Source organism: Staphylococcus sp. EG-SA-15 (genome assembly GCF_017151895.1).
Lineage (GTDB): Bacteria > Bacillota > Bacilli > Staphylococcales > Staphylococcaceae > Staphylococcus > Staphylococcus aureus.
The window spans coordinates 1-17,828 of record NZ_JACVZN010000044.1 but is presented as its reverse complement, the minus strand read 5'-3'; the positions used below and the strand labels follow the sequence as shown (position 1 = coordinate 17,828).

The 17,828-nt window shown below is 34.2% G+C and carries 14 protein-coding genes and 1 other annotated feature; of the genes, 4 read left to right on the top strand and 10 right to left on the bottom strand.

Annotation, left to right across the window (positions count from 1 at the left end):
- From IDG64_RS13725 to hutH, 4 genes are all read right to left on the bottom strand, one after another.
- The coding region (locus tag IDG64_RS13725; protein WP_206171339.1) for an AzlD domain-containing protein at positions 1-147 on the bottom strand (147 nt) is incomplete at its 3' end.
- Positions 144-839 carry an AzlC family ABC transporter permease gene (locus IDG64_RS13720; RefSeq protein WP_000207106.1) on the bottom strand — a complete coding sequence of 232 codons (696 nt, stop codon included), beginning with the start codon at positions 837-839 and terminating at the stop codon, positions 144-146. The genes IDG64_RS13720 and IDG64_RS13725, both read right to left, overlap by 4 nt.
- Positions 840-1,488: 649 nt before the next feature.
- Positions 1,489-2,775, bottom strand: a complete 1,287-nt coding sequence (gene serS / locus IDG64_RS13715) for a serine--tRNA ligase (protein WP_000884334.1) — start codon at positions 2,773-2,775, stop codon at positions 1,489-1,491.
- Positions 2,776-2,864: 89 nt separating this feature from the next.
- Positions 2,865-3,080, bottom strand: a binding site (T-box leader).
- Positions 3,081-3,152: 72 nt separating this feature from the next.
- Positions 3,153-4,667 (bottom strand): histidine ammonia-lyase, encoded by a 1,515-nt coding sequence (gene hutH, locus IDG64_RS13710; protein WP_000177479.1) that lies wholly within the window; start codon positions 4,665-4,667, stop codon positions 3,153-3,155.
- A gap of 325 nt (positions 4,668-4,992) precedes the next feature.
- On the opposite strand from hutH, the gene IDG64_RS13705 reads away from it, so the two are divergent.
- Positions 4,993-5,805: an NAD(P)H-hydrate dehydratase gene (locus tag IDG64_RS13705; RefSeq protein WP_000449218.1), complete on the top strand. Its 813-nt coding sequence runs from the start codon at positions 4,993-4,995 to the stop codon at positions 5,803-5,805.
- An 86-nt stretch (positions 5,806-5,891) separates the two neighbouring features.
- On the opposite strand, the gene gyrA is transcribed toward IDG64_RS13705, so the two are convergent.
- The 6 genes from gyrA to dnaA all read right to left on the bottom strand — a co-directional run bounded on the left by gyrA (position 5,892) and on the right by dnaA (position 15,043).
- A complete protein-coding gene (gene gyrA, locus IDG64_RS13700) occupies positions 5,892-8,555 on the bottom strand; it encodes a DNA gyrase subunit A (RefSeq protein WP_206171338.1) in 2,664 nt (887 codons plus the stop codon).
- A gap of 36 nt (positions 8,556-8,591) precedes the next feature.
- Positions 8,592-10,526 (bottom strand): DNA topoisomerase (ATP-hydrolyzing) subunit B, encoded by a 1,935-nt coding sequence (gene gyrB, locus IDG64_RS13695; protein ID WP_000255578.1) that lies wholly within the window; start codon positions 10,524-10,526, stop codon positions 8,592-8,594.
- Between the two features lie 9 nt (positions 10,527-10,535).
- Positions 10,536-11,648 carry a DNA replication/repair protein RecF gene (gene recF, locus IDG64_RS13690; protein WP_000775115.1) on the bottom strand — a complete coding sequence of 371 codons (1,113 nt, stop codon included), beginning with the start codon at positions 11,646-11,648 and terminating at the stop codon, positions 10,536-10,538.
- Complete coding sequence (yaaA, locus tag IDG64_RS13685; RefSeq protein WP_001789359.1) at positions 11,645-11,890, bottom strand: S4 domain-containing protein YaaA; 246 nt, start codon at positions 11,888-11,890, stop codon at positions 11,645-11,647. Before yaaA ends, recF begins: the two co-directional genes overlap by 4 nt.
- Positions 11,891-12,270: 380 nt before the next feature.
- Positions 12,271-13,404 carry a DNA polymerase III subunit beta gene (gene dnaN / locus IDG64_RS13680; RefSeq protein WP_000969811.1) on the bottom strand — a complete coding sequence of 378 codons (1,134 nt, stop codon included), beginning with the start codon at positions 13,402-13,404 and terminating at the stop codon, positions 12,271-12,273.
- Between the two features lie 277 nt (positions 13,405-13,681).
- Positions 13,682-15,043: a chromosomal replication initiator protein DnaA gene (gene dnaA / locus IDG64_RS13675; RefSeq protein ID WP_001290431.1), complete on the bottom strand. Its 1,362-nt coding sequence runs from the start codon at positions 15,041-15,043 to the stop codon at positions 13,682-13,684.
- A 730-nt stretch (positions 15,044-15,773) separates the two neighbouring features.
- Here dnaA and rpmH point away from each other — a divergent pair.
- The 3 genes from rpmH to mnmE all read left to right on the top strand — a co-directional run.
- A complete protein-coding gene (gene rpmH / locus IDG64_RS13670) occupies positions 15,774-15,911 on the top strand; it encodes a 50S ribosomal protein L34 (protein ID WP_000240855.1) in 138 nt (45 codons plus the stop codon).
- 120 nt (positions 15,912-16,031) lie between these two features.
- Entirely contained in the window at positions 16,032-16,385 is a 354-nt protein-coding gene (gene rnpA / locus IDG64_RS13665; RefSeq protein WP_001789343.1) for a ribonuclease P protein component, read from the top strand.
- Positions 16,386-16,523: 138 nt separating this feature from the next.
- Positions 16,524-17,828, top strand: a 1,305-nt coding sequence (mnmE, locus tag IDG64_RS13660) for a tRNA uridine-5-carboxymethylaminomethyl(34) synthesis GTPase MnmE (RefSeq protein ID WP_206171337.1), incomplete at its 3' end; no start/stop codon positions are given.

Genomic DNA, 17,828 nt, shown 5'->3' with positions numbered 1-17,828 from the left:
TAGTGTGATTGGGATAAATGATAGCCATCGAACCACGACATCAGGCAATTGCACTTTTGAAATCATGATAAAAGGTATAATTCGAATTAATAGCGTTACGATACCACACAATAAAATAAGTATTAACATGTTCATATGAGTTATCATCGTTCCATCATCACTCCTAACGCTGCTGAAATTGTGGCTGCAATTAATATTGCTAGATATGAAGGCATAAACATACTTAGCGATAACATCATTACTATGACGGCAATAATGAGTACTATGTAAATTCTTAATCGCGATTTAGTAATTGATTCAAATTGCGCAATGGCCAAAAAGATAAACATAGCCGTGATAGCAAAATCTAACCCTAGCGTTTGCGGATTTGAGATATATTCGCCAAATAAAGCCCCAGCTACACATGAAATTGCCCAAAATAAATATGCTGTGATGTTAAGACCATGCATCCAACGATCATTGATAGCTTCTCCTTTTAAATAAGGTGTAATGGCGACGCCAAACGTTTCGTCAGTTACTAATGAACCTAATCCAACACGGTTCCAAAACCCATATGTCTTGAAGTTTGGTGCAAGCGACATACTTAAAAGGAACATTCTTGAATTTACGATAAATACAGTTAGTACAATCGCTGATATAGGTGTACCTGCTATAAACAACGCGCACATAATAAATTGCGCAGCACCGGCATATATAACAAGACATAACAAGACAATTTCTAAAATACTAAAGTTTTGAGACGAAGCCACAATACCAAATGAAATACCAACACCGGCATAACCCAATAATGTTGGGATACACTCTTGCACGCCTTGTCTAAAACTTAAATGTGTTGTCATCTCAATTACCTCCTTTGCCACTTTATATTTATATAATTACGAAAAAATAATATACCTAGTCTAATACAGTTCTATACCCTAAGCAATAACATTAGACATCAGTTTGTCTGAGGTTAGACATACCGGAGTCTTTAGTCAGCTTCATATTAACTTTTTATTTTTGAGAATTTTCATTTTTTTATTTAAGACTACCTCCATATTTTCTATGGATTTGTAGTTGTTTTTAAGTATCAATTTTATAAATTTTTATATCTGATGATGAGTCTGGGATATTGATTCATGTACCACTTCCTTATAATCATCCCCTCCCCCTACCCTACTCCATCGATATAACTCATACTACATATCAACGAAATCAGTATTTTATCGCTTCCTTTCCTATATTAGTGATGCTCAAACTTGTTACGTTTTAGATTGTTTTAGTTCATCATAATTATCCCGTATTGTTGCTATAATGAAATGCGTTCACCCCATTAAACCACAAACTTAATTTATTGTTGTTATGTGCATTGGCTCACTATTATACTTTTACAGCACAAAAAAAGTGGCGACAGCTTCGTCACCACTTTTTAAAATATTATTTAAAGTATCTTGCCCTTGCTTTAAGTATACGTAGATATATACTTTTTAAAGCTTGTAGCTAAAGCCTTTATTTAACTGGTTTTGAAATTTGTGTTTTACCACCCATAAATGGTACTAATGCTTCTGGAATTGTTACTGTTCCATCTTCATTTTGGTAATTTTCAACAATAGCAGCAAATGTACGTCCAACTGCTAAACCACTACCATTTAATGTATGTGCTAATTCTGGTTTAGCTGCTTTGTCACGCTTGAAGCGGATGTTAGCACGACGCGCTTGGAAATCCGTACAGTTTGAGCATGAACTAATTTCTTTATAATCATTGTAGCTTGGTAACCAAACTTCTAAATCATATGTTTTGCTTGCACTAAATCCAATATCACCTGTACATAAAATAACACGACGATATGGTAAACCTAACTCTTCTAGAATTGCTTCTGCGTTTGTTGTCATTTCTTCTAAAGCATTCCATGAATCTTCAGGTTGTTCAAAACGTACCATTTCCACTTTATCGAATTGATGTAAACGAATTAATCCTCTTGTATCTCTACCTGCTGATCCTGCTTCACTACGGAAACATGCAGATTGACCAGTGAATTTTTCAGGAAGTACACCTGGTTGAATAATTTCATTACGGTAGAAATTCGTTAATGGTACTTCAGCAGTTGGAATTGTATATAATCCTTCTTTTTCTACTTTAAATAAATCTTCTTCAAATTTAGGTAATTGACCTGTACCATACATTGTATCTGCGTTCACAAGCTGTGGTACCATCATTTCTGTATAACCATGTTGTGTTGTATGTTTTGTAATCATATAGTTCATTAAAGCACGCTCTAATTGCGCACCTTCATTTGTTAAATATACAAAACGCGCGCCTGAAACTTTTGCTGCACGATCAAAATCAGCCATTTTCAATTCTTCTACAATATCCCAATGTGCTTTTGGTTCAAATGAAAACTCACGTGGTGTACCCCACTTTTTAACTTCAACGTTATCTTCATCAGATTCACCTTGAGGTACATCATCACTTATTAAATTTGGAATACGACAAAGGATACCTGTCATTTTATTATCAATTTCATTTAATTGACTATCTTTTTCTTTAATATCGTCACCTAATGTGCGCATTTCAGCAATCACATCATCAGCATTTTCTTTATTACGTTTTTTTAATGCGATTTCTTCGCTTACTTTATTACGACGTGCTTTCATTTCTTCTGTTGCACTAATTAATTTACGTCGTTGCTCATCCAATTCTAAAATTTCATCTACAACTTTTGGATCATCTCCACGTAATTCAATTTTGCTCTTAACTGTGTCAGGCTCATTTCTGAATAATCTAATGTCTAACATTAACCTTCATCCTTTCCCAAATAATTATCATTTATTATGGAATGACGTACGTCTTTATTTTTTAGAAAATAAAAAAAGACCACATCCCTACAAGGGACGTGGTCTACGCGTTGCCACCCTATTTAACAATTTAAGTTATAAAGATACACTAAACCTAAATTGCACTTCACTAAAATAACGGTTATCACCGATTGTTCTTTTAAATAAGTAGGTAGATTCATATATATGTTGATTCTTGTTCACACTAACCACAAGCTCTCTGATATCGAACACTATATATTACTTGTCCTACGAACAATGTCTTATTAAGTTAATTTTAATATAGCAAACTATATTTGCTTTTTCAAGTAACGATTTCAAACATCACTCATGTCGATTTAGTGACATGCAGTCGTGTGATAAATTGATTGCTTTAAATACTGTGCAACCGCTTCAATATCTTTATGAAATTGACGATCATGTGTAATGGATGGCACGATACTTCGAAACTCATCATACTTGCGACGTGTTTTTGGTGATAATCCTTCGACACCTTTCAACTCTGCTGCTTGTAATGCAATAACACATTCGATTGCCAACACACGTCTTGCATTTTCAATAATTTGATAACCATGTCTAGCAGCTGTAGTTCCCATAGATACGTGATCTTCTTGGTTCGCAGATGAAGTGATAGAATCAACACTCGCTGGATGCGCTAAAGTTTTATTTTCAGAAACGAGACTTGCAGCAGCATATTGCATAATCATCGCGCCACTTTGCAATCCTGGCTCTGGACTAAGAAATGCTGGTAAATCACCATTTAATTGAGGATTTACTAGTCGCTCTAGACGACGTTCCGATACGTTTGCTAATTCACTTACACCTAATTTAAGATGATCTAATGCAAAAGCAATAGGTTGTCCATGGAAGTTACCACCTGAAATAACAAACGTTTCATTTGCTTCCTCAAATATAAGTGGATTATCATTAGCCGCATTCATTTCAAATTCTAATTGCTGTTTAACATAATTGAATACTTGAAAACTCGCGCCATGGATTTGTGGTATACAACGCAACGTATATGCATCTTGTACACGTATTTCTGCTTGTCGCGTCGTTAATGTTGATCCTTCTAACCAATCACGCATACGCGCTGCCACATTAATCTGTTCTTGAAAATTACGAACTGCGTGCACATCATGTCGATATGCATCTATAATGCCATTAAGAGACTGATGCGTTAATGCAGCAATCCATTCAGATTGGTAACCTAAATCTTCTGCTTCTATATAACTAATGACACCTTGAGCTGTCATAGCTTGCGTACCATTAATCAATGCTAAACCTTCTTTAGCCTGAAGGTTCAAAGGTTGTCTATTTAATTCTCTTAATACATCGTCACTATCCTTTTCTTCCCCTCTGTACAATACTTTCCCTTCACCAATTAATGCTAATGCTAAGTGTGATAATGGCGCTAAATCTCCTGATGCACCGAGAGAGCCTTGCTGTGGGATTATCGGTATAATACGTTCATTTATAAAAAATTGTAATTGTCTCACTAATTCTAAAGTGGCACCTGAATGACCTTTTAATAATGTATTCAATCGTAAAATCATCATGACTAATGCTACTTCTTTTGAAAATGGCTCACCTAGCCCACAGGCATGTGAGCGTATCAGATTCACTTGTAATTCATTATATTGCGTCGGGTCTATACGTACATCACTAAATAACCCAAAACCTGTAGTGATACCGTAAACCGTTTCCTCATTTTCAATAATACGTTCAACTACCGCTCTACTTTTTTTGACACGTTCTAACGCATCATCAATAATTTCAATGTTTGATTGTTGTTGTAAAAATGATTTAATATCCTCAATTGTTAGTGTTTCACCATCTAAATATAAAGTCATATATGTTACCCCCTTGTTTATATTAAGTAACCCATCCTTCTTGAAGTATACGTTTTCATTTTTATTGAAACAATGGTTTTACGTACATTTATAACCTATTATCAGAGCACTATTGTAGTGCGTTAAAGGATATTAAGATTGTTGTAAGCATATTTAATAATTTATCTATTGACGAATTGCATATACAGGTATAGTATTTTCTATTGTATTTAACGACAAATAATAATGAATTCAGAAATTTATAATACATTTTGTTAAAAGTTACTATATATTTTTAAAATTGAATAAATTCGGAAAAGGCTTTTACATGGGAGGTTATATCACTATGGAAACGTTAAATTCTATTAACATTCCTAAGCGCAAAGAAGATTCACATAAAGGTGATTATGGCAAAATTTTATTAATTGGTGGATCTGCTAACTTAGGTGGTGCCATTATGTTAGCGGCTCGTGCATGTGTATTTAGCGGTAGTGGTTTAATCACTGTAGCTACACATCCAACAAATCATTCAGCATTACATTCTCGTTGCCCAGAAGCGATGGTTATTGATATTAATGATACGAAAATGTTGACGAAAATGATTGAAATGACTGACAGTATACTAATTGGTCCAGGTCTTGGCGTTGATTTCAAAGGAAATAATGCCATTACATTCCTACTACAAAATATACAACCGCATCAAAATTTAATCGTAGACGGCGATGCGATTACAATCTTTAGTAAACTGAAACCGCAATTACCTACATGTCGTGTGATCTTTACACCACACCTCAAAGAATGGGAACGATTAAGTGGTATTCCTATTGAGGAACAGACATATGAGCGTAATCGTGAAGCAGTTGATCGTTTAGGTGCAACTGTTGTACTTAAAAAACATGGTACTGAAATTTTCTTTAAAGATGAAGACTTTAAATTGACAATCGGTAGCCCAGCAATGGCGACTGGTGGTATGGGCGATACACTTGCTGGTATGATTACAAGCTTTGTCGGTCAATTTGATAACTTAAAAGAAGCGGTTATGAGTGCCACATATACACATAGTTTTATTGGCGAAAACCTTGCAAAAGATATGTATGTGGTGCCACCATCAAGACTTATCAATGAAATACCTTACGCAATGAAACAATTAGAAAGTTAGTCATTACTAATCATTGAATATAGTAAAGCATTACTTTCTAGCATAAAAATAAGACTCCCCTACATATAGGGAAGTCTTATTTTTTATTATTCTTCATCTGATGATTGTTGTATATCTTCTTCAACACGATCCATGAAATCTTGTCTTACTTCAATACGTCCATCTTCATCATTTTCTTCTGAATCAATCACTTCAGTATGAATTGCATTTCCTGGTGTTTCATCATTTACAACCGCTTCACGTTGTTGTTCAGTACCATCTTCAGATACAGTTGAAGTAGATTGCTCATCTTCATTCGTTTCATCTTCTGCATCTTCTTTTACTTTAGCAACCGTTGAAACAAATTGATCATCACCTAAGCGAATTAAGCGAACACCTTGTGCTGCACGACCATTTTGAGAAATATCTGCAACATCTAGTCGAATAATGACACCTGCATTAGTAACAATCATTAAATCTTCTTCACCAGTTACTGTAGTGATACATACAACATTACCATTACGCTCAGTAATCGTAGCTGTTTTAATACCTTTACCACCACGATTTGATAAACGATAGTCATTAACTGGCGTACGTTTACCATAACCATTTTCAGTAACTACTAATACTTCATCAACACTGTTTGCATGAGCTACATCAAGCCCTACAACTTCGTCACCTTCACGAAGTGTAATACCTTTCACACCCGTTGCTGTACGGCCTAAAGGACGTAATGTTGATTCAGGGAATCGAATTAATGATGCATGTGATGTACCAATCAAGATATCTTCTTGACCACTTGTTAAACGAACTGCAATTAACTCATCATCTTCTCTGAACGAAATCGCAATCTTACCATTTCTATTTATTCTTGAGAAGTTACTTAATGCTGAACGTTTAACGACACCACGTTTAGTTGCAAACACTAAGAAGTTGTCTTCACTTTCAAGGTCTTTAACAGCAATCATTGTACTAATGACTTCATCATTTTCAAGTTCAATAGCATTCACTACAGGAATACCTTTAGACTGTCTTGATAACTCAGGCACTTCATAACCTTTAAGTTTGTATACACGACCTTTGTTAGTAAAGAACAATACATGGTCATGTGTACTTAAAGTTACCAATTGACTGACAAAATCTTCTTCCAATGTATTCATACCTTGAACACCACGACCACCACGGTTTTGAGCACGATATGTAGATACCGGCAAACGTTTAATGTAGTTATTATGGCTCAAAGTAATTACTATTTGTTCTTCTGGAATGAGATCTTCATCTTCTAAATCTTCAAATCCACCTAATTGGATTTCAGTACGACGATCATCACCAAAACGATCTCTAATTTCAGTCAATTCATCTCTAACTAACTGTAATAACACTTCTTCATCAGCTAAGATGGCTTCTAATTCACTAATATAATTTAATAACTCATTATATTCAGCTTCAATTTTGTCTCTCTCTAAACCTGTTAGACGTCTTAAACGCATGTCTAAAATAGCTTGAGCTTGTTTTTCAGAAAGTTTGAAGCGTTGTTGCAAGCTTTCCATGGCAACTTTATCTGTATCTGACTCACGAATCGTTGAAATAATTTCATCGATATGGTCAAGTGCGATACGTAATCCTTCTAAAATGTGGGCACGATCTTTAGCTTTACGTAAGTTGTATTGCGTACGTCTTCTAACAACTGTCTTTTGATGCTCTAAATAATGTACCAACGCTTCTTTTAAATTAATAAGCTTCGGTCTACCATTTACAAGTGCAATCATATTCACACCAAATGATGTTTGAAGAGGTGTTTGTTTGTATAAGTTATTTAAAATGACACTAGCATTTGCATCCTTACGCACATCAATAACGACACGCACACCAGTACGTAAACTTGTTTCATCACGTAAATCAGTGATACCGTCAATTTTCTTGTCACGAACGAGCTCTGCAATTTTTTCAATCATACGAGCCTTATTCACTTGGAAAGGAATTTCAGTGACAACAATACGTTGACGTCCGCCTCCACGTTCTTCAATAACTGCACGAGAACGCATTTGAATTGAACCACGACCTGTTTCATATGCACGTCTAATACCACTCTTACCTAAAATAAGTCCAGCAGTAGGGAAATCAGGACCTTCAATATCCTCCATTAACTCAGCAATTGAAATATCAGGGTTCTTACTTAAGCTAAGTACACCATTGATTAATTCTGTTAAGTTATGTGGTGGAATATTCGTTGCCATACCTACCGCGATACCTGATGCACCATTGGCTAACAAGTTAGGGAATCGAGCAGGTAAGACTGACGGCTCTCTTTCATTACCATCATAGTTATCGATAAAATCTATTGTATCTTTATTAATATCACGTAACAGTTCAAGTGTGATTTTAGTCATACGCGCTTCAGTATAACGCATTGCTGCTGCGCCATCTCCATCCATTGAACCAAAGTTACCTTGGCCATCAACAAGCGGATAACGATAACTGAAATCTTGAGCCATACGTACCATTGCTTCATAAATAGATGAGTCACCATGAGGGTGATATTTACCCATTACGTCACCAACGATACGTGCTGATTTTTTATATGATTTATCCGGTGTCATACCTTGTTCATTTAATCCATATAGTATACGACGATGTACTGGTTTTAAACCGTCACGAACATCTGGCAATGCACGAGCAACGATAACACTCATCGCATAATCTAAAAATGATTCACGCATTTCACTGGTAATATTTCGTTCATTTATTCTTGATTGAGTTAATTCAGCCATCAAGAGTTCCTCCTTCAAAAGTTCAGTTCACAGCGCTTAGAAGTCTAAGTTTGCATAAACTGCATTATCTTCTATAAATTGTCTACGGTTTTCTACAACGTCACCCATTAACATTTCAAATGTTTGGTCCGCTTCAATCGCATCTTCAAGTTTTACTTGTAAAAGAGCGCGGTGCTCAGGGTTCATTGTTGTTTCCCATAATTGATCTGCATTCATTTCTCCAAGACCTTTGTATCGCGCAATAGACCATTTTGGTGTTGGATTCAATTCAGATTTAAGTTTATCAAGTTCCCTATCATTGTATACATAATACTTTTGTTTACCTTGTGTCAGTTTATACAACGGTGGCTGTGCAATATACACATAGCCTGCTTCAATTAACGGTCTCATAAATCGATAGAAGAATGTTAATAACAATGTTCTAATATGCGCTCCATCCACATCGGCATCAGTCATAATGACGATTTTGTGATATCTTGCTTTCGCTAGATCAAAGTCGCCACCGATTCCTGTACCAAATGCTGTGATCATTTGACGAATTTCATTGTTATTCAAAATTCTATCTAATCGTGCTTTTTCAACATTTAATATCTTACCTCGTAATGGTAAAATCGCCTGCGTTCTAGAGTCACGACCAGATTTTGTAGACCCTCCGGCAGAGTCCCCTTCGACTAAGAAAATCTCACATTCTTCAGGACTTTTACTAGAGCAATCGGCTAATTTACCTGGAAGACTTGCTACATCTAACGCTGATTTACGACGTGTTACTTCACGCGCTTTTTTCGCAGCAACACGTGCACGTGCCGCCATAATACCTTTTTCAACCACTGTACGTGCGACTTGTGGATTTTCATATAAAAATCGTTCAAAGTGCTCTGAGAATAATTTATCTACAACTTGACGCACTTCAGAATTACCTAATTTTGTCTTCGTTTGACCTTCGAATTGAGGATCACCATGTTTGATAGATATAATTGCTGTCATACCTTCACGTGTATCTTCACCAGAAAGTCTATCTTTTTCTTCTTTCATAATCTTGCTACTTAAACCATAACTATTTAAGACACGCGTTAATGCACGTTTGAATCCGTCTTCATGCGTACCACCTTCGTACGTATGAATGTTATTTGCGTAAGTTAAAAGATTTGTGGCATATCCTGAGTTATATTGAATCGCAATTTCTACTTCAATATCATCTTTAGATTGATGAATATAAATTGGCTCATCATGAATAGGTTCTTTATTTTCGTTCAATAACTCAACGTACGATTTAATACCGCCCTCATAGTGATAGGAGTCTTCTCTAACGTTTTCTTCATCACGTTCATCTCTTAATGTGATTTGAATTCCTTTGTTTAAGAAAGCAAGCTCTCTAATACGCTGCTGTAATGTTTCATAGTTGTATACAGTTGTCTCTGTGAAGATTTCTCCATCTGCTTTAAAACGAATGACAGTACCTGTCTTATCAGTTGTGCCAACTTCTTTTAAGTCAAATTGAGGTACACCTTTTTTATATGCTTGATGATATATAGTCTCATTTCTGTGTACATATACTTCTAAGTCTTGTGACAATGCGTTTACAACTGATGAACCAACACCATGTAAACCACCAGATACTTTGTATCCGCCACCGCCGAATTTACCACCAGCATGTAAAACAGTTAAAATAACTTCGACAGCTGGACGTCCCATTTTTTCTTGAATATCAACTGGGATACCACGTCCGTTATCCGTTACTTTAATCCAGTTATCTTTTTCAATAACAACTTCAATTTTATTTGCATAACCAGCTAATGCTTCATCGATACTATTATCGACAATTTCCCACACTAAATGGTGCAAACCTCTCTCTGAAGTCGATCCTATATACATACCTGGTCTTTTACGTACTGCTTCTAAACCTTCTAATACTTGTATTTGCCCAGCACCATAATTATCCGTGTTGTTTACATCTGACAATGCAGTCACCATCGCTTTCTGTTACTTTATAATTTCACCTTGATTAATACGATACAATTTAGCGTTATTCATGATTTCATGATCAATACCATCTACAGATGTCGTAGTGACAAATGTTTGTACTTTATGCTGAATCGTACTTAATAAATGCGTTTGACGCGAATCATCTAATTCACTGAGTACATCATCTAATAATAAGACGGGATATTCCCCAACTTCGATATTCATTAACTCAATTTCAGCTAATTTAATGGACAAAGCCGTTGTACGTTGCTGTCCTTGAGAACCATATGTTTGAGCATCCATGCCATTCACATCAAAACTTATATCATCTCGATGTGGTCCGAATAAGCTAATGCCTCGTTCTTTTTCTCTTTGCATATTATCGCTAAGAATAGACATAATTTCTTCAAGTCGTGCCGCTTCATTTTGAGCATAATCAAATTTAAGACTAGGTAAATAATTCAGCGACAACGCTTCTTTATCATTTGTGATACCAGCATGAATCGGTTTAGCTAACGACTCTAGCTCTTGAATAAAATGTGCACGTTTATCAGTTACTTTCATTGCATATTCAGCAAACTGCTGATTTAATACTTCCAACATTGTTAAGTCCTTTTTTTGGCCTAATTGTAACTGCTTTAAGTAATTATTCTTTTGCTTTAAAATACGTTGGTATTGAGCTAAATCATTTAAGTAAACAGCAGAAATTTGGCCCAACTCCATATCTATAAAGCGTCGTCTTATTTGAGGAGAGCCTTTTACAATATTCAAATCTTCTGGCGCAAATAGAACCACATTAAGGTGTCCAATATATTGAGTTAGACGACTTTGCTCTAAGTGATTCACTTTGACTTGTTTACCTTTTTTAGTTATAAACATTGTTAATGGCATCGTGCCGTGTCTATAACTAAGCTCACCTTCTATTTTAGCATAATCAGCATTAAAACGTATGAGTTCCTTATCATTACTCGTTCTATGACTTTTTGCTAAAGCTAAGGTATAAATTGATTCAAGTAAATTTGTCTTTCCTTGTGCATTTTCTCCAATGAGGATATTCACGTCAGGATGACATTTCAACGTAACCTCATCATAGTTACGATAATTTTCTAATTGGAGTGTATTTAACTTCATTGTTCACCTTGATGAATGATTAAGAAAGAACCAGCATCTTCAGGTAATTCTGGGATATCTATACGATCTTGATGTTCTAACTTTTTACCGCGACGTGTTTCACGCACTCCATTAATTAATACTTCAACGTCTTGCAAGAACCATTTTGCTTGACCACCAGATTCAATAATCCCTTCTGTTTTTAGAAATTGACCTAAATTAATGTCTCCTTCTACTACAACTTCTTGAACCAAAATAATCACTCCATTTCTTTGTATGTCATTAATATATTATACCTTTTTTTGTCACAAATTTCATTTAAAATAGAGGTAGAAACCGTTTACATATAAATAATTAATTCTTATTTTTTGGCAATACTGTCATTTTCAATTTTTTAACGCTATTTAACGGCGTTTAACTTTTATATTCAACTTGTTATTGACTATTAAAATTTTAAATTTAAAGGGCATATAAGCACACTTATTAAATTTTGGATACATTTGTCATAAATTTAATTGGCGTCTTTTATTTGCTGTTTAAAATGCTGTCAAATTTATTTTACATACGCATCTAGAATTATTTTTGCCAAAAAATAAAGGATGACGTTTTAATTAATCACGTCATCCTTTATTTATATTTATTTTTAGTAAGTTCTGATTGGTAAAATTAATTGCGTTACCGAGTCGTCACCTTTTGGTTTTAGAATAAATGGTTTCATTGTACCGAAGAATTCAACTTCAACCTCATCATTATCGATTGCTTTTAAAGCATCCATCATATATTTAGAGTTGAATGAAATTTTCAGGCTACCACCTTCAACATCGTTTGCATCAACTTCTTCTTTTACAGTACCAATTTCTGGTGATGTAGAAGACAATTCAACAACGTCATCACCTGTACTTAATTTAATAACGTTATTACCACCTTCACGCGCTAATAAAGAGGCACGATCAATCGCATGATAAAACTCCCCATTGTCTATACTTAATTTAATTTCATAGTTTTCAGGGAATAAACGTGTTGTATCAGGATAATGTCCTTCTAATAATCGAGAAATAAAGTTCACATTTCCAACTTTAAATAAAACTTGGTTTGAAGCAAAGAAGATATCAATGTCTTCTTCATTGTCAGACATAATTTTATTTAATTCAGCTAAAGCCTTACCTGGAATGATGACATTTTTGTTTTCAGAAACATCTTCTAACTGCAACTTTCTTACAGCCAAGCGGTGTGAGTCAGTCGCTGTGCATATTAATTCATTTTCTTGTATAAGCCAGTTCACACCAGTTAGTACTGGGCGTGTTTCTGAGGTGGACACTGCAAAATTCGTTTGTGCAATCACGTTTTTAAGTACTTTTACCGACAATTGAATTGCGTCATCTCTAGAAACTTGAGGTAATAAAGGATATTGATCTGGATCTAAGCCACTCAAATTAAATTCAGAATGACCTGATGTAATTAATGTCTGGAATTGTTCATTTGTAGATAATTTAACATCTTTACCAGGTAATTTTTTTATAATATCAACAAAGAATCGTCCAGGAAGTACTACTGAGCCTGTTTCTGAAATATTGACAATATCTTCGCCATCTACAGTTTTAGGAATAGTGATTTCTATTGAAATTTCAGAGTCTGAACCAGTTAGTATAACTTCATGTTCTTTCGCATCGATTTTGATACCAGTTAATATAGGTAATGTTGTTCTTGGTGAAATAGCTTTTAATGTGTCATTTAATTGTGTAATAAAATAATCTCTTTTAATAGTGAATTCCATCATTAATTAAAACTCCTTCCAGTCGTTTATATATAATTATATAGGTTTTAAGTTCTTAGTAATAGTAGTAGGTGCTGTGGATTGGTGGATAAGTCGTAAAAACATAGATTTGGCGAAGTTATACACATGTTGATAACTTGTGTATGGTGTGTATGACTTTTAAACATTATCCACAAAATGAGTTTTGCTCATCTTGCCACATTAGTATATAGAAATGTAAAAAATGACAGTTATTATTAGTGCTGTTATATAACAGATTACATTTCCCAAAGTTTCCTACTTATACATTTCTTATTTCTTTTTCAAGATTCTCTACTTCTTGTTTAAAAATAGGATCTTCTTTTAAATCTTTAGATATTTTTTCATGAGCATGAATGACGGTCGTATGATCACGCCCACCAAATTCTTCACCAATTTTAGGTAATGAGAAATCTGTAAGCTCTCTAGACAAGTACATAGCTATTTGACGCGGATATGCAATTGACTTTGTACGTTTTTTTGCACTGAAATCTTCAATTCTAACATTATAGTACTGGCCTACAATTTTTTGAATATCTTGGATGATAATCTTTTTAGATTTTGGTGCTTGAATGATATCTTTTAAAGCTTCAGCAGTTAATTCAGTTGTAATTGGTTTTCCTAATAATTGTGAATATGCAAGTAAACGTGTTAATGCACCTTCTAATTCACGAATATTAGATTGAATTTGATTTGCTATATAATTTAAAGCTTCTGGTGGAATATCTAATTTTTCTTCTTCAATTTTCTTCTGCAAAATTGCCATTCGAGTTTCATAATCTGGTGGCGTAATATCAACAATTAGCCCCCATTCAAAGCGTGAACGTAATCGATCTTCTAATTGTGCAATTTCCTTTGGTGGTCGATCACTCGAAATAACTATTTGCTTGTTATTCTGATGCAATTCATTAAAAGTATAGAAAAATTCTTCTTGTGTTTGTACTTTATTTTGTATGAACTGAATATCATCGATTAATAAGACGTCGATATTACGATATCTTTCTCTGAAAGCTTCACCTTCGTTATCACGAATTGATTTAATAAATTCATTTGTGAATTTTTCACTTGATGTGTAAATCACTTTGGCATCTGGATTATTATCTAAAACATGATGACCAATGGCATGCATTAAATGGGTTTTTCCTAAACCAACACCTCCATAGATAAATAATGGATTGTACGCTTTGGCTGGTGCTTCGGCTACAGCTAAACTTGCTGCATGTGGAAAGCGGTTACCAGGTCCGATTACAAAAGTGTCAAATGTGTTATGGGCATTGAATTGCTCTCTACCAAGCACATGATTATCCTCAGTTGTTTCAGTAGAAGGTTTTGTTGTTTCTTTTGGAGTAGCAGTTTCATTATTACTATAATTTGCTAATTCTTCAGTAGTAATAAAGTGAGGTTTAACTTCATAGCCTACAACATCAAATAAGATTGCTTGGATAATTTCAGCATATTGTTGATTTAACCAATTTGCATTAAAAGGAATACTCGATAATACGATAGCTTCACCATCTTTAATCGTGTAAAGCTCAGTATCTTTTAGGAAAGTTGAGTAACTTACAGCTGATAATTTTTCTTGAGCAATTTCAAGCACTTTTTCCCAAATTTCTTTTTCCGACATAAATTTACTCCATCTTTCTTAAATTTTTAAGTTATACACAAAAATAACAGCCGTGGATAACTTCTAAACACACCATGTTAATAATTATCCACAAGTTAATAACAATCGGTGGATAACTTTATCCTGCTTATTAGTTATGCACAGTATTTTTATGTAAATATCAATAAATAAATCCTTATAAAATCATGAGTTGGACGACTTATCCACACAATTATACTTTTTCAGTTCTCTATATGTCAAATACCTGTGAATATGTTGCTAAAAATAGTATAACTTTGTGTGTAATTTCTAATTATCCACAATTCTGAAAACTATAAATGTGCATAAGTGGATAACTTTTCCTTCTATAGAATATCTGTTAGTGAGTGTATCAAAACAGCTTGGGAAATAATTTATAAAGTATGTATAAGAACTGTATAAGGTATTCAAACATTGTAAACACTCATGCTTCGGACCAAACTCATGGTGATGTTATGAAATTTGATTGCTCGCATCGTGTATTTCTATCTTTAATCGATAAAAGTAAAAAAATTGAGCAGTAGTATAAAATGAACTTGCGTTATAAATAGGATTTTGTTATATTGTAGTAGTTGCTTGAATTATGACTAGATAATCAATGAGCTAATACGAGAATTTTAATCTAAGAAACGCAAAATCTTATCTATTAAAGTGATCAGAGTCTGCATAATCTGGTATATTAGATAACTGTATAAAGATGGAGGTGTTTTGCATGGTAAAACGTACTTATCAACCAAATAAACGTAAACATAGTAAAGTTCATGGTTTCAGAAAACGCATGAGCACAAAAAATGGCCGTAAAGTTTTAGCGCGCCGTCGTCGTAAAGGCCGTAAAGTTTTATCTGCATAAGATCACTGACTCATCAGTGATCTTTTTTTTCGTTTAAATTAAGAATAAATAGAAATTTATGTTATAAGCTCAATAGAAGTTTAAATATAGCTTCAAATAAAAACGATAAATAAGCGAGTGATGTTATTGGAAAAAGCTTACCGAATTAAAAAGAATGCAGATTTTCAGAGAATATATAAAAAAGGTCATTCTGTAGCCAACAGACAATTTGTTGTATACACTTGTAATAATAAAGAAATAGACCATTTTCGCTTAGGTATTAGTGTTTCTAAAAAACTAGGTAATGCAGTGTTAAGAAACAAGATTAAAAGAGCAATACGTGAAAATTTCAAAGTACATAAGTCGCATATATTGGCCAAAGATATTATTGTAATAGCAAGACAGCCAGCTAAAGATATGACGACTTTACAAATACAGAATAGTCTTGAGCACGTACTTAAAATTGCCAAAGTTTTTAATAAAAAAATTAAGTAATGATAGGGTAGGGGAAGGTAAACATTAACCACTCAACACCTCCCGAAGTCTTACCTCAGACAAACGTAAGACTTACCTTAGGGTTATAATAACTTACTTTAAAATGTATTCACATCGTTGAAGGAGGCGAGTAGCAATATGGATTTAGATACAATTACGAGTATTTCAACACCAATGGGTGAAGGGGCAATTGGAATTGTTCGATTGTCTGGACCGCAAGCCGTTGAAATTGCTGACAAATTATATAAAGGAAAACATCTTTTAAATGATGTTCCATCACATACGATTAATTACGGTCATATTATTGATCCAGAATCTAAAGAAGTGGTTGAAGAAGTTATGGTGTCTGTGTTAAGAGCGCCAAAAACATTTACACGCGAAGATATTATAGAAATTAATTGTCATGGTGGTATTTTAACGATTAATAGAGTGCTGGAACTTACTATGACATATGGCGCTAGAATGGCTGAGCCAGGTGAATTTACAAAACGTGCCTTTTTAAATGGTCGTATTGATTTATCTCAAGCTGAAGCAGTTATGGACTTTATTCGCTCGAAGACAGATAGAGCTTCTAAAGTTGCGATGAATCAAATTGAAGGTCGTCTAAGTGACTTAATCAAAAAACAACGTCAATCTATATTAGAGATACTCGCTCAAGTGGAAGTGAATATTGATTATCCTGAATACGATGATGTTGAAGATGCGACTACTGAATTTCTTTTAGAGCAGTCTAAAGAAATCAAACAGGAAATTAATCGTTTATTAGATACCGGTGCGCAGGGCAAAATTATGCGTGAAGGTTTATCTACAGTTATTGTTGGTAAACCAAACGTAGGTAAATCATCGATGTTAAATAATTTAATACAAGATAATAAAGCGATTGTAACTGAGGTAGCAGGTACTACAAGAGATGTCTTAGAAGAGTACGTCAATGTTCGTGGCGTGCCATTAAGATTAGTTGATACTGCTGGTATACGCGAGACAGAAGATATAGTAGAGAAGATTGGTGTTGAACGCTCTAGAAAGGCTCTTAGCCAAGCAGACTTAATTTTATTTGTATTAAACAATAACGAAGCATTGACTCAAGAAGATTACACATTATATGAAGTGGTTAAAAATGAAGATGTAATCGTAATTGTTAATAAAATGGATTTAGAGCAAAACATAGATATTAATGAAGTTAAAGATATGATAGGTGATACGCCATTAATTCAAACTTCAATGTTAAAACAAGAAGGTATTGATGAATTAGAAATACAAATTCGAGATTTGTTCTTTGGTGGAGAAGTACAAAATCAAGATATGACTTATGTTTCTAATTCAAGACATATTTCATTATTAAAACAAGCAAGACAAACGATACAAGATGCGATTGATGCAGCAGAATCTGGTGTGCCTATGGATATGGTACAAATTGATTTAACTAGAACTTGGGAAATATTA